This window comes from Bradyrhizobium arachidis (assembly GCF_024758505.1).
Classification (GTDB): Bacteria; Pseudomonadota; Alphaproteobacteria; order Rhizobiales; family Xanthobacteraceae; genus Bradyrhizobium; species Bradyrhizobium manausense_C.
The window spans coordinates 4,041,562-4,058,134 of the sequence record NZ_CP077970.1 but is presented as its reverse complement, the minus strand read 5'-3'; the positions used below and the strand labels follow the sequence as shown (position 1 = coordinate 4,058,134).

Genomic DNA, 16,573 nt, shown 5'->3' with positions numbered 1-16,573 from the left:
GCGGGGCGCCAAATGAGCGCCCCTCACATCACGCGCGTCGGCGCAACAAAGGACCAGCTCGGCGAAAGCCCGGTGTGGGACCATCGCGCACAGTTGCTCTACTGGATCGATTCCCTGGCGGGATTGATTCGCAGATGGTCGCCCGCGAGCTCGGCCCTCGAAGCGTTCGAGGTCGCCGCCCCGATCGGCTCCATGGCGCTGCGGAAAGGCGCCGGCGCGATCGCCGCGCTGCGCCATGGCTTTGGGACTTACGATTTCGACACAAGGCAACTGACGCCGGGCTCCTCGATCGGCCTCGATCATCCCATGGTCCGTCTCAACGACGGCAAGGTCGATCCTTACGGACGGTTCGTCGCCGGCACCATGCACGGTGGCCGCGGCAAGGACGAGCCGCCGCTCGGCGGCCTCTATCGCCTGAACGGCCCCGATGCCGTCGAACTGCTCGAGACCGATCTTGGTGTCAGCAACGGCCCGTGCTTCAGTCCCGACGGGCGGACGTTCTATCTCGCCGACAGCGCGAGAAGCATCATTTGGGCCTATGACTACGGCCAGGAAGGTCCGCTGACAAACAAGCGCGTCTTCGTCGACACGACGCCGTTCGGCTCCGGCCCCGACGGCGCCACGGTCGATGCGGATGGTTGTCTGTGGTCCGTTCTGGTCCGCGTCGGCGCGATCGCGCAGTTCACACCGGACGGCAGGCTTGCGCGCAAGATCGAGCTGCCGGTGCGCCATCCGACCAGCGCATGTTTCGGTGGCCCGAATCTTGATGTGCTCTACGTGACCTCGATCTCGCGCAGCACACACCTTGCCGACGACAGCCCGGAGGCCGGCGCGCTGTTCGCGATCGAGGGTCTCGGCGTTACCGGATTGTCGGCCCAGCTTTGCACGACAGGCTGACGGCCTTGCTGCAGGCTATTTCGACCTCTTGATCTGACGTGGCACGTTCTCCGCCATGTAGGCGACGAATACCCTGATCTTTTCCGGCAGGTAGCTACGCTGCAGGAAGGTCGCGTAGATTCCCTCATCGAAGCTCGAATTGGTGACGCGGAATCCCGGCATCAGCCGAACCAGCCGGCCGCTGCCGATCTCGTCCGCCACGGTGTAATCGTCGAGCAGCGCGATTCCGTGGCCCTTGGCCGCCAGGTCGCACAAGATGATGCCGTTGTTGCTGCTGAACGACGACGGCACCACGATCTCACGCAGCTTGTTCTTGCGCATGAACTTCCAGACGACGTCGTCGGGACCCATCCAGTAGGTCAGGCAGTTATGGCCGGTCAGATCGTCCGGCTCTCGCAACCTTGGCATCCGCGCGACGTAATCCGGCGAAGCCACGAGAATGCGCTCGCTCCTCAGCAGGCGCCGCTGCATCAGGCCCGGATCCTTCGGCGCCGCAATCTGGAAATCGACGTCGAACTCATCCTCGCGCAGCAGCGCGCGCCGCTCCGACAGGCGCAGCTCGACCTTGAGCTCGGGGTAGAGTTCCTGAAATCGCGGCATTAGCGGCGACAGCACCTTGATGCCGAACAGCGTCCGCGAATGGACCCGCAGCGTTCCACGGGGTGCGCTCTGCAGCGCGAGCGCGGCGGCCTCGGCGTCCTCGATGCCGTGCAGCACTTGCTCGGTGCGCTGGAAGAAGATCTTGCCGGCCTCGGTCAAGCCGAGATGGCGGGTGCTGCGGTTGAACAGCTGCACGCCAAGCTGCGTCTCGAGTTCGCCGACGTAACGCGACACCGATGCGGGCGACAGTCCGGCGCGCCTGCCGGCGGCGGAGAAACTGCCCTCGCGGACGGTGCTGACGAACAATTCCATGGCCTGGAGGCGATTCATTGATCTTTTCAGATTCTGCAAAAGACATGCTCAGATTATGCTAATTGTTCGAAAAACCTCAAGACCGTAGCTTCTGCTTCAACACGGCCGCAAACGCGGCCAGACGTGGCGGAGGACTACATCCCATGGAATTCGGCGTTTTCATTCTGGCGCAGCAGCGCGGCTATCATCAGACCTCGCAGCAGGTGATCAAGAACGCGGTCGAGCAGACCGTTGCCGCGGAAGCCGCCGGTTTCGATACGGCCTGGTACGCCGAGCACCATTTCAACAATTACAGCCTGTGCCCGTCACCGCTGATGATGGTGGCGCATTGCGCCGGCCTCACCAAGCGTATCCGGCTCGGCACCGCGGTTTGCGTGCTGCCGCTCTATCATCCCGCGCGCCTGCTCGGCGAGATCGGCTTTGCCGATACGGTCTCGAACGGCCGCCTCGATCTCGGCATCGGCTCGGGCTACCAGCAATTCGAATTCGACCGCTTCGGCGTCGATCTGAAGGATTCGCATTCGTTGTTCGCGGAGTTCTACGAGGTGCTGCACGCGGGCATGCAGGAGCGGATCTTCTCTTACGCCGGCAAGCATCTGAACATCCCGCCGACCGCGATTGCGGTACGCACCACGCAGAAGCCGATGCCGCCGATCTGGGTGACGTCGGGGCATCCCGAGACGCTTGGTCGGGCGATCCGCGACAACCACAATTTGTTCGTGACCGCGCTCCTCAACGGCACCGACGCCATCAAGGCGCTTCGCGAGCGGCTCGAAGGCATCGCCGCTAAGGAAGGCCGTGCGATCGACAACACCCGCTTCGGCTTCCTGCGCTGCGCCTATGCCAGCGACAATGAGAGCGAGGTCACTTCCTATCTCGACAATGCCCGCTTCCAGCGTCGACTCTCCGAAAGCCTGAAGTTCCGCCGCGCCCAGAGCGACGACGGCTACCTCATCAAAGAAGAGGCCGGGCCCAACGACATGAGCCTGGAGACCATGCGCAAGAACCTGCCGGTCGGCAGCGTCAATCAGGTGATCGATCGCATGCTCGAGGAGATCAGTATCCTCAAGCCGTCTCATATCGCAGTCCAGACCCAGCTCGGCGACTTCGATCAACGCACGATGCTCAAGCAGATCGAGCTGTGGGGCAGCAAGATCATCCCGGCGATCCGGAAGGAACTGCGCAGCGGCCGCAACGAAGGCAAGGTCGCGGGCGAAGCCGTGTCTGCCTGACGTCAGCAAATCCGGAGGTGTTGGCCGTGGCTTGCCAAATGTTTCCTCAGGCGGCCGATCGCCGATCGGTCGACGCGGCGGAGTTTCGCCGCGCCATGGGCAATCTGGCCGGAGGCGTCGCTATAGTTGCGACCGGCGTGGATACCGGCCGGCGCGGGCTGACGGTCAGCTCCGTGACCTCGCTCTGCATGGAGCCGCCCTGTCTGCTGGTCGGAATCAATGCGAGCTCCGAGACCCATGACGCGATTCTCGCCTATGGCAGTTTCGCCGTCAGCCTGCTCGGCAGCGGCCAGCAGGATCTTGCGATGCGGTTCGCCGGCCGCGATGGTGTCAAGGGCGCCCAGCGCTTTGTGACGGCGCCATGGGACCAGGGCCAGCTCGACGTGCCCGTGCTGCGGGACGCGATCGGCGCAGTCGAGTGCGAACTTTACCAGCATCAGGCGGTCGGCACCCACGGCATTTTCATCGGCCGGATCGTGGCAGCGCGCGCCGGCGATGGCGGCCCGCTGGTCAATTTCCAGGGTACGCTACGAACATTGCCGCAGCCCTAGTTTGGCGGCGCCTGGGCCAACCAGTGGCGGCACGAATTTTCCGCTTTGATGGCTTCGCACCGGGTTCGCAGGGCCGGAAGCGGGGGCAACTTTTCCTCCGCTTCCTGGCCATGCCAGAATGGGCGCGCTGGCCTAAATCGAAAATTGATCACGGGCGCAGCGGCTGCATTGCACTCGCAGTTTTCGCCGCGCGCACCAACTGAAGGAACTCGGAGCGATAGCCGTAAGGATCGTCGCCGCGCGCTGCCGAGGCGATACGCAGCACGTCGTCATAGCCGAACCGGCCGGTGTGCTTTCCGCCACGTAGAATCTCGCCGAACGCGGCCACACTTGTTGCAAAGCGGGCATCGAGCGGGGCGTCCTCGAAACGGCCAACCTCCGATGCGCGATCGACGGGTGTGCTGGTCAGCACACTTTGATTGGACCGCGGCAGCTTGTAGCGAATCTTGACGAAGGCATATTCGGCCGGCGACGGCGAGCCGCCCGCCGAGGCTTGCGCACCGTATCTGAGATCGTCGACCACGCGAGGTCCGCCGACAGGCACGATGTCGTAGAGCGCCGTCACGGTTTGCCCCGAGCCGACATCGCCGGCGTCGACCTTGTCGTTGGCGAAGTCGTCGCGATTGAGAAGTCGCGTCTCGTAGCCGATGAGCCGATACTCGGCGACAGCCGCGGGATTGAACTCGACCTGGATCTTCACATCCTTGCCGATCGGAAACAGCGTCGAACTTGCCTCTTCGACCAGCACCTTGCGCGCTTCGTTGATCGTATCGATGTAGGCGGCGACGCCGTTGCCGTTCTGCGCAAGCGCCTGCGCCATCGCGTCGTTGTAATTGCCCATACCGACGCCGAGCACGGACAGGAAAACGCCCTTTTCGCGCTGACGCTCGACGAAACCTTTCAATTCATCCTTGTTCGTGATCCCGACATTGAAGTCGCCGTCGGTAGCGAGGATGACGCGGTTGACGCCGCCGGCGTCAAAATTCTGCTCCGCAAGCCTATAGGCTTGCCGGATGCCCTCGGCGCCCGCCGTGCTGCCGCCGGCCTCGAGCCGGTCGATCGTCGCCAGGATTTTCGCCTTCTCGGACACGGAAGTGGGTTCAAGCGCCGTGCCAGCATTCCCCGCATAGGTCACGATCGCGATGCGGTCCTCGGGCTGCAACTGTGTAACGAGCATGGCGAGCGACTGCTTCACGAGCGGCAACCGGTTTTGCGGCTGCATCGAGCCCGACGTATCGATCAGGAACACGAGATTTGCGCGCGGCCTGTTTGTCTGCTGCAGCGCATAGCCTTTGACACCGACGCGAATGAGCTTGCGGCCTTCCGCCCAGGGGTTCGGAAACACGGCGACGTTGGCCCGGAACGGTTCGTTCGCCGATGCCGGCGCTTCATAGGCATAGGGAAAGTAATTGATCAGCTCCTCGGTCCGGACGGACGCGGGCGGCGGTAGGACATTGCGATTGAGCTGTGCACGGACGAACGCGTACGACGCCGTATCGACATCGATGGAGAATGTCGAGACGGGCGCATCGCGCGCGACCTTGAAGGCATTTTCCGGTGCATTGGCAAACTTGTCGCGGCCGACAGGCTCGGGCACGCCAGGAGCGTGCTCGCGCGGGGCGTTAGCCCGCGAGTCTTCGGCCTGCGCCATTTTCAGCGCGGGTGCTGACGGCGGCGCACGCATGGGGCTCTGATCAGTCGGCTCCGCAAATCGGCCACGACCGGACGGGAGCGGCAGTATCTTTCCGGCGGCCGCCGGCGAGGAAGACGGCTGCGAAAACATGCTGGCGACCCGATCTTCCGTCTGCAGCTTGGCGGGAGGCGGCGCCGCAGCAAGCGGCGGCGTGGCCGATCCCTGGTCGGGCTTTGCGACCGGAGGGGCGGTTTGGATTTGCGTTTGCGACTGCGCCTGGCTTTCGCCTTTCTCCTTTGCTTGCACAGTCGAAGGAGCTTGAGCGACGTCGTTGCTCGCCACCTTCTGTTCGACGGCCACAAAGCCGTTCTGCAACTGCGGCGACCGCACGAGATGGAGATATGCGCCCGATCCGGCAACAAGGCAGGCCAGGCTGGCGGCCAGGAGATATCGCGTACGATTCATGACAATCCTCTCGCGTGACCGGCGCAAAGGCGCAGCGGTTCGCTCGATGAGACGGATGTCAGTCATCATTCCTTGGATGTTCTCAGGATTTTTTTGGCCGGCGCTTTTTTGATCGAAGCGCAGCAGCGCCTGTTGCACGGCCGCGGCACGCGCGTCCGGCGCAGGCGGCGGAGGGTCGGGCAAACGCATGATGTCGTGATCAGAACTCATCGCCAATGTCCTTCGCAAGACCTGCCTGTCGCCTCACCTCATGCATGCGGCCGGAAATGGTCGACTCGGAGACGCCGAGCGCCGTGGCCGCCTCCGCGTGCGTCATGCCTTCGCCGACCACAAGCACGACCGTCTCCCGCAGCAGCGGCGAAAGCCGCGCCAGCTCGCTCGCGAGCCAGCTGCGGCGAAAGAGATCCCGGCCATCGGGCGGCGCCGCCATGTCGGCAAGAACGGCGAGATGGCCTTTCAGGCGCGTCAACGTCGAATGGCGCCGATGGTGGTCATGGCAGGCGTTACGCACGATGCCGACCAGCCAGGTTGTGAACTTCGCCTCCCCCCTGAAAGAAGCGATCCGTTCCACCAGCGCGCAGCAGACATCCTGGCAAATGTCCTGCGCGTCGGTCTGGGAGCCAGTCATGCGCCACGCAACGCGGTGCATGAGGTCGTAGTGACGCCGCAACAAGGCTTCGAATGCGGCACGGTTGCCCTGCGTGGCCAGACTGACGAGGTCGTCATCCGTGGCGCCGCCATCCGGCGGCTCAGTCACCTCTGCGGTCATAAGCTGAATGGTGCCCCCCATGCCCTCTCCTCAAGGCCGACGGGATTGAGCATCAGGAACGTTACCCGGTCCCTGCGACGGTCCCGTCCAGGACTGCGAGCGCATGCGCTTTATCACTACCATAGGAACTCCAGCCATAGGCCCGGGGGGTGCCCGGGAGGAGATTTCCGGGCATTCACGGATTGAGACGAACGAGGCGCCGGAATCCTTGGCCAGGTCAGAAAAAAAATTCCCGGACGGCGCGACCCCAAGGCCCTACAGCGCTCTACGGAGGTGGCAACGCAAGCATCGTGGCGGCGAGCACAGTTCTGGGCGACCTGGGCTTTCAAGCGTTGGGCCTGGCGCGGGCCAATTGGCATCGCTTCAACCGGTCGCACGGCGAAAGCTATGAGATGAAACAATCGATGGGAAAGCGAGCATGAGGACGCGTAAAGCAGCCCACTTGTCAGAATGAAATCCGCCCCCTCTCGCTAAGTCTTTGAATCATGGGCCAGTTTGAGCCAACTGAAGCAAGGAAGAGCGACATTCAGCGAAGAAGGTCCGCTTTGCGCCAGAATCCGACGCACTCCTTGACTCGATCCGCCCGGAATGGACTAGCGTGGATCCTTTCCAGCTGTGGCTTTGATCGGCCTAAGGAATTTCAACTGCAAAACGCCCGCATGGCGGGCGTCCAAAGATTTGAGCTTAACCGAGCGCTTGACTTGCGAGCGCGTAAGTTACGGGTTGCTTTCCGGAGCACTCATTCGGATCGCGAAACTCACCCCCGAGCGACATCGTTGTGACAGTGTCGAAAAAAGCAAGGCCGGATCGGGCGAGGAAGGCACAGAACTCACCGTCGGCGAGGTGCGTGTCGACCCTTAGGAATCGTCCTTCATGGGCCTCGACATGCGGCGCAGCCACCACGATCGCGTCCTCGTCGTTTGACGCGACCACAGGACCCACGACGTGCCCTCGCCCAAACGGGCGGCACAGCGCGAACGCTTCGAGGCGACCATGCCGAGAGAGCCCGAACCCGGTGGATTGCTCCAGGAGGGCCGCGAGCAGATCAAGGCGCGAGGCGCCAAACGCCTGTGCATCGAGTTCAGCGATGGCCGGCAGGTCCTTACGATCCAGCTCCCGCAGCTCGACTCCTTCGGGAAGGCGCGGCATCTCACCGAACCGCTGCACCTCTGCTTGGCGCTGGAACACCGTTCGTTCGCGGCGGAAGCCGAGCGAAAGATAGAGCTTACGCGCTGCATGCGTGGCATTGAGGCGGAGATTGCGTCCGCGGGCTGCGGATAGAACGCGCTTCATGAGCCATTGAGCCGTGCCAAGTGCCTGAAGGCGCGGCGAGGTGATGACCATGCCGACAGTGGCAAAATCCGCCCCGTGGGGGAACCACATGGCGGATCCCAGTACCCGTCCGATTTCATCGTGAACGACGATGCCGTGGCCGGTGTCACGCAGAAACTGCCAGTCCTCCGGACGGTGCGGCCAGCCGACGCCGATCGAGAGCGTATAAAGCTGATCGAGCTCCACCGTATCGATGTCGACCGCACGCGCGTCGAATGCGTCGATCGTCAGCGAACTGGTCGTGCGGGATTTCATGTCGCCCCCTGATCGGCTCGACATCGGTCGAAGTCGGCGGCTCCGAGCTCGGTCAGGCTCAGCTTACACCGAGCCCCGCCGCAGATTGCGTTCTGGAACAGCCGTCCAACGAAACATTCCACCAAATCGCAACCGCATTCGGCACCGACTGAAATTGCGGGTCCGATAGCATGGTTCAATCCGGCAAGTTTACCATTCTCTGCGCGTCCGAATTCGACAATGACCTTTCTCTTCAATTCCGACGCACAGCGTGGGGCTGTTTTCCGTGAGGCCTTCGCGCGCGAGCTCCCTCGCCTGCCCTTCACAATTGCTCCGGCCACGGTCTCTCCAGCCGATATACGTTATATCATCACCTGGTCCGTCCCGGAGGCGCTCGAACAATACCGTAACCTTGAAATCCTGTTCTCGGTTGGGGCGGGCATCGATCAATTTCCGCTGGCAGCGATCCCGCCCGGGGTCAAGGTGGTCCGGATGGTGGAAGACGGCATCATCCGGATGATGCAGGAATATGTCACCCTCGCGGTGCTGGCGCTTCACCGCAACATCCCGACCTATCTTGATTTGCAGCGGCGCCGCGAATGGCGGGCTCTGCCGCAGAAGCAGGCGACCGACCGACAGGTCGGGGTCCTCGGACTTGGCGTACTCGGCCGCGCCGTGCTGGAGAGCCTGAGGCCTTTCGGCTTCCGCTTGGGCGGCTGGAGCCGGTCGGGCAAGACGATCGAAGGCGTCGCAACATACAGCGGCGATGCCGGCCTCAGCCAGATGCTCGGCGAAACTGACATCCTCGTCTGCCTGCTGCCCCTCACCGAGGCCACGCGCGGGCTCCTGAATCGCGAACTTTTTGCGCAGTTGCCGAAAGGCGCGGCCCTCGTCCACGCGGGGCGCGGCGCCCAGCTCGATTCCCATGCGCTCCTCACGGCTCTCGATGCGGGTCAGCTCGCCGGTGCCGTCATCGACGTGACTGAACCGGAGCCGCTGCCCGGCGATCATGCCCTGTGGGCCCACCCGAAAGTGCTGCTGACCCCGCATGTGGCGAGTGTAACCCAGGCGGACACTGCCGCTCGCGCGGTCATCGACAACATCAAGCGATATGAAGCGGGCCTCGACCTTGTCGGGGTCGTCGATCGGACCCGTGGTTACTGAGAGGAGCTCAACTTGCTGCTGAAACGGATCGACCCCCACCCGACTTTCGCCCCGAAGGAATCCAGCCCGATGCCGGAGCGGCTCATTGCCGGCGCGCCCCACTTCAAGACCTGGGCACAGGACGAGGCCAAAGGAGAGCTCGTGCACACCGGCGTGTGGGAAGCCACGCCGGGCGAGACGCGCTCGATCAAAGGGGAAACGTTCGAGTTCTGTCATATCCTCGCCGGCATGATCGAGATTACGCCGGATGGCGGCGATCCGATCACGTTCAGAGCCGGCGACAGCTTCGTCATGAAGCCCGGCTTCACCGGCGTTTGGAAGACGATCGAGACCGTTCGCAAGATCTACGTCACGGTGTCATGAGCCTGAGCTTCGATCCCGATCAGATTCCGCTGCCGATCGGCCACTTCATCGGCGATCGGCTGCTGGAGTCTCCCGGTCTGCTTCCGCTGCACCGGCCTTCGGACGGCGCGTTCTACGCCAAGTGTCCGGTCGCCTCGACGGAGACGGTGGACGAGGCCGTTCAAACCGCCAGGAAGGCTCTGAAGACCAGCAACTGGGGTGGCGTGCGACCGCGCGAACGAGCCAGCGTCCTTAAGCGCTGGGCCGATCTCATCGAGCATGAAGCCCAGGCGCTCGCCAAGGTCGAGGCGATTTCATCCACGCGCCCGATCAGTCAACTCGTTGCGGGAGACATCGCGATCACCGCGGAGCAGATCCGCTTCTTCGCCGAATTCGCCGACAAGGAGGGCGGCGACCTCGTGCCCACCGATGATGCGCACCTCGGCATGATCATGACCGAGCCTTACGGGGTCGTCGGGGCCATCACACCCTGGAATTTTCCGGTGAACATGGCGGGATGGAAACTCGGGCCGGCCCTCGCTGCGGGCAACGCCGTCGTGCTGAAGCCGTCCGAAATGACCCCGTTCTCGTCCATCCTTCTCGCCCAATTGGCGGTGAAGGCGGGCATGCCTGCCGGGCTCATCAACATCGTGATCGGCGACGGGCCGACGACCGGCGCCGCCATCACCGGGCATCCCGACATCGCGAAAGTGAGCTTCACCGGATCGACCAGTGCGGGCGCTGCCATCATGGCCAACATCGCGCGCACGGGCATCAAGCCGATGACGCTCGAGCTTGGCGGCAAGAGCCCGCAGATCGTCTTCGCCGATGCCGACATCGATCAGGCCGCTGCCGCGATTTCCGGCAGCATCCTCGCAAATGCCGGCCAGGCCTGTGTCGCCGGATCGCGGCTCATCGCCCATTTCTCCGCGGTCGAGCCGCTGGTCGAAGCCATCATCGCCCGCATGCAGGCGGTCCGTGCTGGCCCCACCTGGGACGCCGCAACCACCTACTCGCCGATCATCTCCGAGACGCAGCGGTCGCGGATGCACACGACCGTGCGAGCGGCCCGCGCAAAGGGCGCCGAGTGCCTGACCGGCGGCGAGCCGATGGAGGGCAAGGGTTATTTCTATACGCCGACCCTGCTTGCAAAGATGGATCAATCGTCTCCCGCCATTACCGAGGAGATCTTCGGGCCAGTGCTGACGCTTCAGACATTCAGGACCGAGGAAGAAGCCTTGGCGCTCGCCGACCACCCGACCTACGGTCTTGCCGCCGGGCTTTTCACCCGCGACGTCTCGCGCGTGATGCGGATCACGCGCGCCCTTCCCGCGGGCACCGTCTGGGTCAATCGTTACGGCCGATCGCGCGATCACATCCTGCCGACCGGAGGCTACAAGCACTCCGGCATCGGCAAGGATCTCGGCCGCGAAGCCTATCACGCCAACCGCCGCTCGAAGAGCGTGCTCATCCAGGTCTAGGGGTTCTCATGAAAACCTACGCAATCGCACTCATCCCCGGCGACGGCATCGGCCGCGACGTGACGGATGCCGCACGGACCGTGCTCGAGGCCGCCGCCAAGCATTCGGGCTTTGCACTCAAAGGCACGACATTTCCGTGGTCCTGCGCCTATTACAAGGAAACCGGCGCGATGATGCCTGCTGACGGCATCAAGACGCTCGAAAAGTTCGATGCGATTCTGCTCGGCGCCGTCGGCTGGCCGGCCGAAGTGCCCGATGCCGTGTCGTTGCACGGCCTGCTTCTGCCGATCCGCAAGGGCTTCGCTCAGTATGCCAATGTCCGGCCGCATCGGCTGCTTCCGGGCGTCAACGGTCCGCTGAAGACGACCGCGTTCGACATCCTCTGCATCCGCGAGAACACCGAAGGCGAATATTCGGGCGCCGGCGGGCGCGTGCATCAGGGCACCTCCGCCGAAATCGCGGTCGAGACCTCGGTGTTCACGCGCGCCGGTGTCGAACGGATCCTGCGGTTCGGATTCGAGCAGGCGCGCAAGCGGCGCAAGAAGCTGGCCTCGGTCACCAAGTCGAACGCCCAGAAATATTCGATGGTCTTCTGGGACGAGGTGACACGGCTGGTCGCGGCCGACTATCCGGACGTCGAATGCACGAGCTATCACGTGGATGCGATCGCCGCGCGCATGGTGATGGCGCCGGAGAGCCTCGACGTCGTCGTCGCCTCCAACCTGTTCGGCGACATCCTGACCGATCTCGGCGCAGCGATCCAGGGCGGGCTCGGCTTTGCCGCCTCCGCCAACATCAATCCGGAGCGCAACGCCCCGTCGATGTTCGAGCCCGTTCACGGATCGGCCCCCGACATCGCCCATCTCGGCACGGCCAATCCGATCGCGGCCATCTGGTCCGGGGCGATGATGCTCGAGCATCTTGGCGAGACCAAAGCGGCAGCACGTGTCATGGCGGCGCTGGCCGTCGCTACCTCCCAGGGGATCGGCACGATTCCCGGCAAGGAGCGCACCGAAGCCATCACCGCAGCAGTACTTTCCCGTCTCGCTTGATCGACAAGGAGCATCAGATGCAGAAGCTGAGCGACAAAGATCTCTTCCGGCAGCAGGGCCTGATCGGCGGCCAATGGCGCCGCGCCCTCTCGGGCGCGACGATCGACGTGATCGACCCGGCGACGCAGACCGTTCTCGGGACCGTACCGGACATGGGGCGGGACGACACGCGCGCCGCCATTGCCGCGGCCGCGAAGGCCTATGCAGCCTGGCGCACAAAAACCAATGCCGAGCGCGCCGCGCTGCTGGAAGCCTGGCATGGCGTGATGATCGCGCATCTGGACGATCTGGCGCGCATCCTGACGCTCGAGCAGGGCAAGCCGTTGGAGGAAGCCAAGGGTGAGATCCGCTACGGCGCCTCCTTCGTCAAATGGTTCGCGGAGGAGGCCCGGCGCATCGGCGGGACGACGATCCCCTCGCCGACGGCTGATCGGCGCATCATCGTTCTCAAGGAGCCGGTGGGCGTGTGCGGCATCATCACGCCATGGAATTTCCCGAACGCGATGATCACGCGCAAGGTGGCTCCCGCGCTTGCTGCGGGGTGCACCGTCGTGATCAAGCCGTCCGATTTCACGCCCTATTCGGCGCTGGCCCTCGCCGTGCTGGCCGAGCGTGCCGGAATTCCCGCGGGCGTCATCAACGTCGTCACGGGCATGCCTGCCGAAATCGGCGCCGAGATCATGGCCAACGAGACGGTGCGCAAGATCTCGTTCACAGGCTCGACACGCGTCGGCTCGCTGCTGATGCGCGGCGCCGCGGACAGCGTCAAGCGCGTCAGCCTCGAGCTCGGCGGCAACGCGCCCTTCATCGTCTTTGATGACGCCGATCTCGATCTCGCGATCGAGGGTGCGATTGCGTCAAAGTTCCGCAATGGCGGCCAGACCTGCGTGTGCGCCAACCGGATCCTGGTGCAGGCCGGCGTCTATGACGTCTTCGCAGAGAAGCTTGTCGCCCGTGTCAACGAGATGAAGGTCGGATCGGGCCTCGAGCCCGGTGTGGCGATCGGACCGATGATCAACGAGGCGGCGATCAGCAAGATCAACCGCCATGTCACCGACGCCCTGTCCAAGGGCGGGCGCATCGCGACGCGGCCGGCCGCGCTGCCCAAGGGTGCGCAGTTCACCGCGCCGCTCGTCCTGACCGAGGCGACCACCGACATGGTGCTCGCGCACGAGGAAACCTTTGGTCCGGTCGCCCCCCTGTTCCGTTTCGAGACCGACGAAGAGGCGATCGCGATCGCAAATGCGACGCCCTTTGGGCTTGCCGCCTATTTCTACACCTCGAACCTGAAGCGGTCGTGGCGCGTGGCCGAGGCGATCGAGGCCGGCATGGTCGGCCTCAACACCGGCATGGTATCGACGGAAGTCGCGCCCTTCGGCGGCGTCAAGCAATCCGGCGTCGGACGCGAAGGGGCACAGGTCGGGATCGAGGAATACCTCGAAATGAAGACCTTCCATATCGGCGGATTGGGCTGAGCGACGACAGAGCGGCAAGAGCGTCTGACCGCGCTCTTGCATGCTTCGCGCTACTGCACGCGATCAAGCATCTTGTAGTACATTCCGACCAGCGGCAGGAACCATGGCTTGCCGAAATGGCCGGGCACCGCGGGCCAGTCGAGGCCCTTCATCGGGTTGTGATCTTCACGTCCAAGCATCGCGTCGGCGATGGTCATGCCGAGATGGGTCGAGAGCTGTGCGCCGTGGCCCGAATAGCCCATCGCATACCAGAACCCGTCCTGATAGCCGGCGCGCGGGAAGCGGTCGCTGGTCATGTCGACGAGCCCGCCCCAGCAATAGTGGATCGGTATGCCGGCGAGCTGCGGGAAGATTCGGGTGAGACCGTCGACGAGAATGGTGCCGCTCTTGGCGTCGGAACGCTGATCGGATGTCGCCGAGAAGCGCGCCCGCCCGCCGAAGATCAGGCGATTGTCGGGAGCCAGCCGAAAGTAATTGCCGATATTCACCGAGGTGACGCAGGTGCGGTTGCCCGGCATGGTCGCCGCGATTTCGGCTGCGTCCAGCGGCCGGGTCGCGATGATGAAGCTGCCGACGGCGACGATGCGCCGACGGAAATAGCCGAAGTTCGGCGTGGTGTAGGCGCCGGTCGCCAGCAGCACCTGATCGGCGGTCACGCTGCCGCGCGACGTCGCCAGGCGATGGCGCGATCCTTCGCGCGCCTGCGACGTGACCGGTGCGTTCTCGAAGATGACCGCCCCGCGGCGCTTGGCCGCCTCGGCCAGCCCGACGCCGTAGCGACCCATATGCATCATCGCGCTCTTCTTCGAGAGCATCGCGCCGAAGAAGGGCGAGCCGATCTCCAGGCTCAGATCCTTGGGGGACAGCAGCGCAGTCTCCGGATCCACCTCACGGTGGACCGCATCGAAGTTCCGGGCGATGGCATCGAAATGGTTCGGCTTGGAGGCGAGTTTCAGCTTGCCGGCGCGGCGGAAATCGCACGCGATGCCCTCCTCCTCAATCAGCGCTTCGAGCGTGTCGATCGAGGAGTCGAGCGCGCGGTAAAGCGCGATTGCCTGTTCCTTGCCCAATTCAGCCTTGGCGGCGAGATAGCTGTGGGCGAGACCATTGTTGAGATGGCCTCCGTTCCGGCCCGATGCGCCGCCGATCACCCGGTCCGCCTCGAGAACGACGACCTTCGTTCCCGCCTTCGCGAGCTGGCGCGCAGCTCCAAGACCCGTGAAGCCGCCGCCGATCACCGCAACGTCATAGTGTCCCTCGACCGGCCCCTCGGCGCCGCCGGAGAAGCCTGGTGCGGTATCGTGCCAGTAGGAGACGTATTTCACCGCAGATCCTGCCGGCTCAGAGCCCGAACACGGCAGGCAGGCCGCCGATGTCCTTGATCTCGACATAGCCATAATAGGGATTTGCGGGCTCGTGCCCCCGATTGACCCACACCTTGTTCTTGATGCCGAGGTCGTGCGCCGTCATCAGGTCGTAGCGGAAGGACGAGGAGCAGTGCACCACGTCCTCGGGACCGCAGCCGAGCGTATCGAACATGAACTCGAAGCCCTTCATGCGCGGCTTGTAGGATTGGGCCTGTTCGGCCGTAAGCGCGGCGTGAAACGGCGCCCCGAGCTTGGCGACGTTGGACGGCAACTGCGCATTCATGGCGTTGGAGAGGATGACGAGCGGAATCTCCTTGGCGACCCTGGCAAGGCCGGCCGGAACGTCGGCATGCGGCCCCCAGCTCGGCACGCGCTCGTAGACCATCTGCGCATGCTCGGGCTTGAAGGCGACGCCATTGCGCTTGCAGGCGCGCTCCAGCGCGTTGTGGATCACGTCGGCATAGGGCTTCCAGGCACCGAGTATCTCGTCGAGCCGATACGCCGCGAAATCCCTCACGACAGCCGCCATCTGCGCCTCGGGGAGCTGCGCGCGATAGAGGTCCTGCGCGGCTTCCGCCATCTGGAAATTCGTCAGCGTGCCGTAGCAATCGAAGGTCACGTATTTCGGGCGAAACTGGCTCATCATCCTGTCCTGGTGCGCGCGATATCAGCGCCACGACAATAGAACAGCTGCGCGGCATAAGATGCGGCTTTTCCGCCGGCTGCGGTGGAAGATATCGTTCGCACCGCGGCCTTCAGACGATCTGCACGTCGCCAAGAGACGAGACTGGCGGGCGACAGGAACATGAGTCAATGACAGAGAGCACCATCCCGCTCACCACCTTCCGCCCCGAACATCTCGACGGTGCGTTGCGCCTTTCGCGCCAAGCCAACTGGCCACACCGCCTCGAGGACTGGCAATTGGCGCTCGGCCTCAGCGCGGGCCTCGTCGCGCTGGACGCTGACACCACGACCGTGCTCGGAACGGTCCTGATGACGCCCTACAAGCAGGACCTCGCGACCATCAACATGGTCATCGTCGATGAATCCGCCCGCGGGCGCGGATTGGGCCGCCACCTCCTGGAGGCCGCCATCGCATTGGCGGGATCGCGCACGCTAAGGCTCGTTGCAACCAGCGAGGGTCTGCCGCTCTATCAGAAACTCGGCTTTTGCCGGACCGGAACCATCGTCCAGCATCAGGGGCCAGCCTTGCGCGTCATGCCGCCTGCCAATGTCCGGCCGGCAGAGCCGCAAGACATCCGCGAGATCATCGCACTCGACAGGAGCGCGTATGGCGCCGACCGGGAGGATTTGCTCCGCACCCTTGCGAAGGCCGGCCGTCTCGCCGTGCGAGATAACGGCCGAAGCGTCACCGGGTTTGCGGCGCAGCGCGCCTTCGGCCGAGGTGAGGTGATCGGTCCTGTCGTGGCCGCGAACGCGGACGACGCGCAGTCACTGCTCGCCTATTTCATGGCCGGGCGCGAAGGATGCTTTGTTCGCGTGGACACCGCCGACGCATCTCGATTGGGGCCCTGGCTCATCGACAAGGGGCTCCTCCGGGTCGACGAAGGCATTGCCATGCAGCGTCCCGCCGACGTGCGATCCGCCGGCACATCGCCCACCACATTCGCCCTCGCCAGCCAGGCTTTCGGATAAGCGGAGACCTT

At 64.1% G+C, this 16,573-nt stretch carries 15 protein-coding genes; 9 read left to right on the top strand and 6 right to left on the bottom strand.

Annotated elements, in window-relative coordinates; all coding sequences use genetic code 11:
- Positions 1–12 precede the first annotated feature (12 nt).
- Positions 13–897, top strand: coding sequence for an SMP-30/gluconolactonase/LRE family protein (locus tag KUF59_RS18480; protein ID WP_212456625.1), 885 nt, complete (start codon positions 13–15; stop codon positions 895–897).
- Positions 898–912: 15 nt separating this feature from the next.
- On the opposite strand, the gene KUF59_RS18475 is transcribed toward KUF59_RS18480, so the two are convergent.
- Positions 913–1,827 carry a LysR family transcriptional regulator gene (locus KUF59_RS18475; RefSeq protein ID WP_212456626.1) on the bottom strand — a complete coding sequence of 305 codons (915 nt, stop codon included), beginning with the start codon at positions 1,825–1,827 and terminating at the stop codon, positions 913–915.
- A gap of 125 nt (positions 1,828–1,952) precedes the next feature.
- Here KUF59_RS18475 and KUF59_RS18470 point away from each other — a divergent pair, with 125 nt between their 5' ends.
- Together KUF59_RS18470 and KUF59_RS18465 are read left to right on the top strand one after the other, a co-directional pair.
- Positions 1,953–3,041, top strand: coding sequence for an LLM class flavin-dependent oxidoreductase (locus KUF59_RS18470; protein WP_212456627.1), 1,089 nt, complete (start codon positions 1,953–1,955; stop codon positions 3,039–3,041).
- 38 nt (positions 3,042–3,079) lie between these two features.
- Entirely contained in the window at positions 3,080–3,592 is a 513-nt protein-coding gene (locus tag KUF59_RS18465; protein ID WP_212456628.1) for a flavin reductase family protein, read from the top strand.
- A 148-nt stretch (positions 3,593–3,740) separates the two neighbouring features.
- Here the strand turns inward: KUF59_RS18465 and KUF59_RS18460 are convergent, their stop codons facing one another.
- The 3 genes from KUF59_RS18460 to KUF59_RS18450 all read right to left on the bottom strand — a co-directional run bounded on the left by KUF59_RS18460 (position 3,741) and on the right by KUF59_RS18450 (position 8,046).
- Positions 3,741–5,690, bottom strand: a complete 1,950-nt coding sequence (locus KUF59_RS18460) for a vWA domain-containing protein (RefSeq protein ID WP_249140115.1) — start codon at positions 5,688–5,690, stop codon at positions 3,741–3,743.
- A gap of 199 nt (positions 5,691–5,889) precedes the next feature.
- Positions 5,890–6,480, bottom strand: coding sequence for an RNA polymerase sigma factor (locus tag KUF59_RS18455; RefSeq protein ID WP_212456630.1), 591 nt, complete (start codon positions 6,478–6,480; stop codon positions 5,890–5,892).
- A gap of 663 nt (positions 6,481–7,143) precedes the next feature.
- Complete coding sequence (locus KUF59_RS18450; protein ID WP_212456988.1) at positions 7,144–8,046, bottom strand: GNAT family N-acetyltransferase; 903 nt, start codon at positions 8,044–8,046, stop codon at positions 7,144–7,146.
- A gap of 219 nt (positions 8,047–8,265) precedes the next feature.
- Here KUF59_RS18450 and KUF59_RS18445 point away from each other — a divergent pair, with 219 nt between their 5' ends.
- From KUF59_RS18445 to KUF59_RS18425, 5 genes are all read left to right on the top strand, one after another.
- Positions 8,266–9,189 (top strand): 2-hydroxyacid dehydrogenase, encoded by a 924-nt coding sequence (locus tag KUF59_RS18445; protein ID WP_212456631.1) that lies wholly within the window; start codon positions 8,266–8,268, stop codon positions 9,187–9,189.
- A gap of 69 nt (positions 9,190–9,258) precedes the next feature.
- Positions 9,259–9,552, top strand: coding sequence for a cupin domain-containing protein (locus KUF59_RS18440; protein WP_212456989.1), 294 nt, complete (start codon positions 9,259–9,261; stop codon positions 9,550–9,552).
- The gene (locus KUF59_RS18435) at positions 9,549–11,012 is read left to right on the top strand and encodes an aldehyde dehydrogenase family protein (protein ID WP_212456632.1); all 1,464 of its coding nucleotides are present in this window, start codon (positions 9,549–9,551) and stop codon (positions 11,010–11,012) included. Before KUF59_RS18440 ends, KUF59_RS18435 begins: the two co-directional genes overlap by 4 nt.
- A gap of 8 nt (positions 11,013–11,020) precedes the next feature.
- A complete protein-coding gene (locus tag KUF59_RS18430; protein WP_212456633.1) occupies positions 11,021–12,064 on the top strand; it encodes a tartrate dehydrogenase in 1,044 nt (347 codons plus the stop codon).
- Between the two features lie 17 nt (positions 12,065–12,081).
- Complete coding sequence (locus KUF59_RS18425; protein ID WP_212456634.1) at positions 12,082–13,539, top strand: NAD-dependent succinate-semialdehyde dehydrogenase; 1,458 nt, start codon at positions 12,082–12,084, stop codon at positions 13,537–13,539.
- A 50-nt stretch (positions 13,540–13,589) separates the two neighbouring features.
- On the opposite strand, the gene KUF59_RS18420 is transcribed toward KUF59_RS18425, so the two are convergent.
- Positions 13,590–14,864, bottom strand: a complete 1,275-nt coding sequence (locus KUF59_RS18420; protein WP_212456635.1) for an NAD(P)/FAD-dependent oxidoreductase — start codon at positions 14,862–14,864, stop codon at positions 13,590–13,592.
- Between the two features lie 16 nt (positions 14,865–14,880).
- Positions 14,881–15,549 carry a haloacid dehalogenase type II gene (locus KUF59_RS18415; RefSeq protein ID WP_212456636.1) on the bottom strand — a complete coding sequence of 223 codons (669 nt, stop codon included), beginning with the start codon at positions 15,547–15,549 and terminating at the stop codon, positions 14,881–14,883.
- Positions 15,550–15,719: 170 nt separating this feature from the next.
- Here KUF59_RS18415 and KUF59_RS18410 point away from each other — a divergent pair, with 170 nt between their 5' ends.
- A complete protein-coding gene (locus tag KUF59_RS18410; protein WP_212456637.1) occupies positions 15,720–16,562 on the top strand; it encodes a GNAT family N-acetyltransferase in 843 nt (280 codons plus the stop codon).
- Positions 16,563–16,573: the final 11 nt, after the last annotated feature.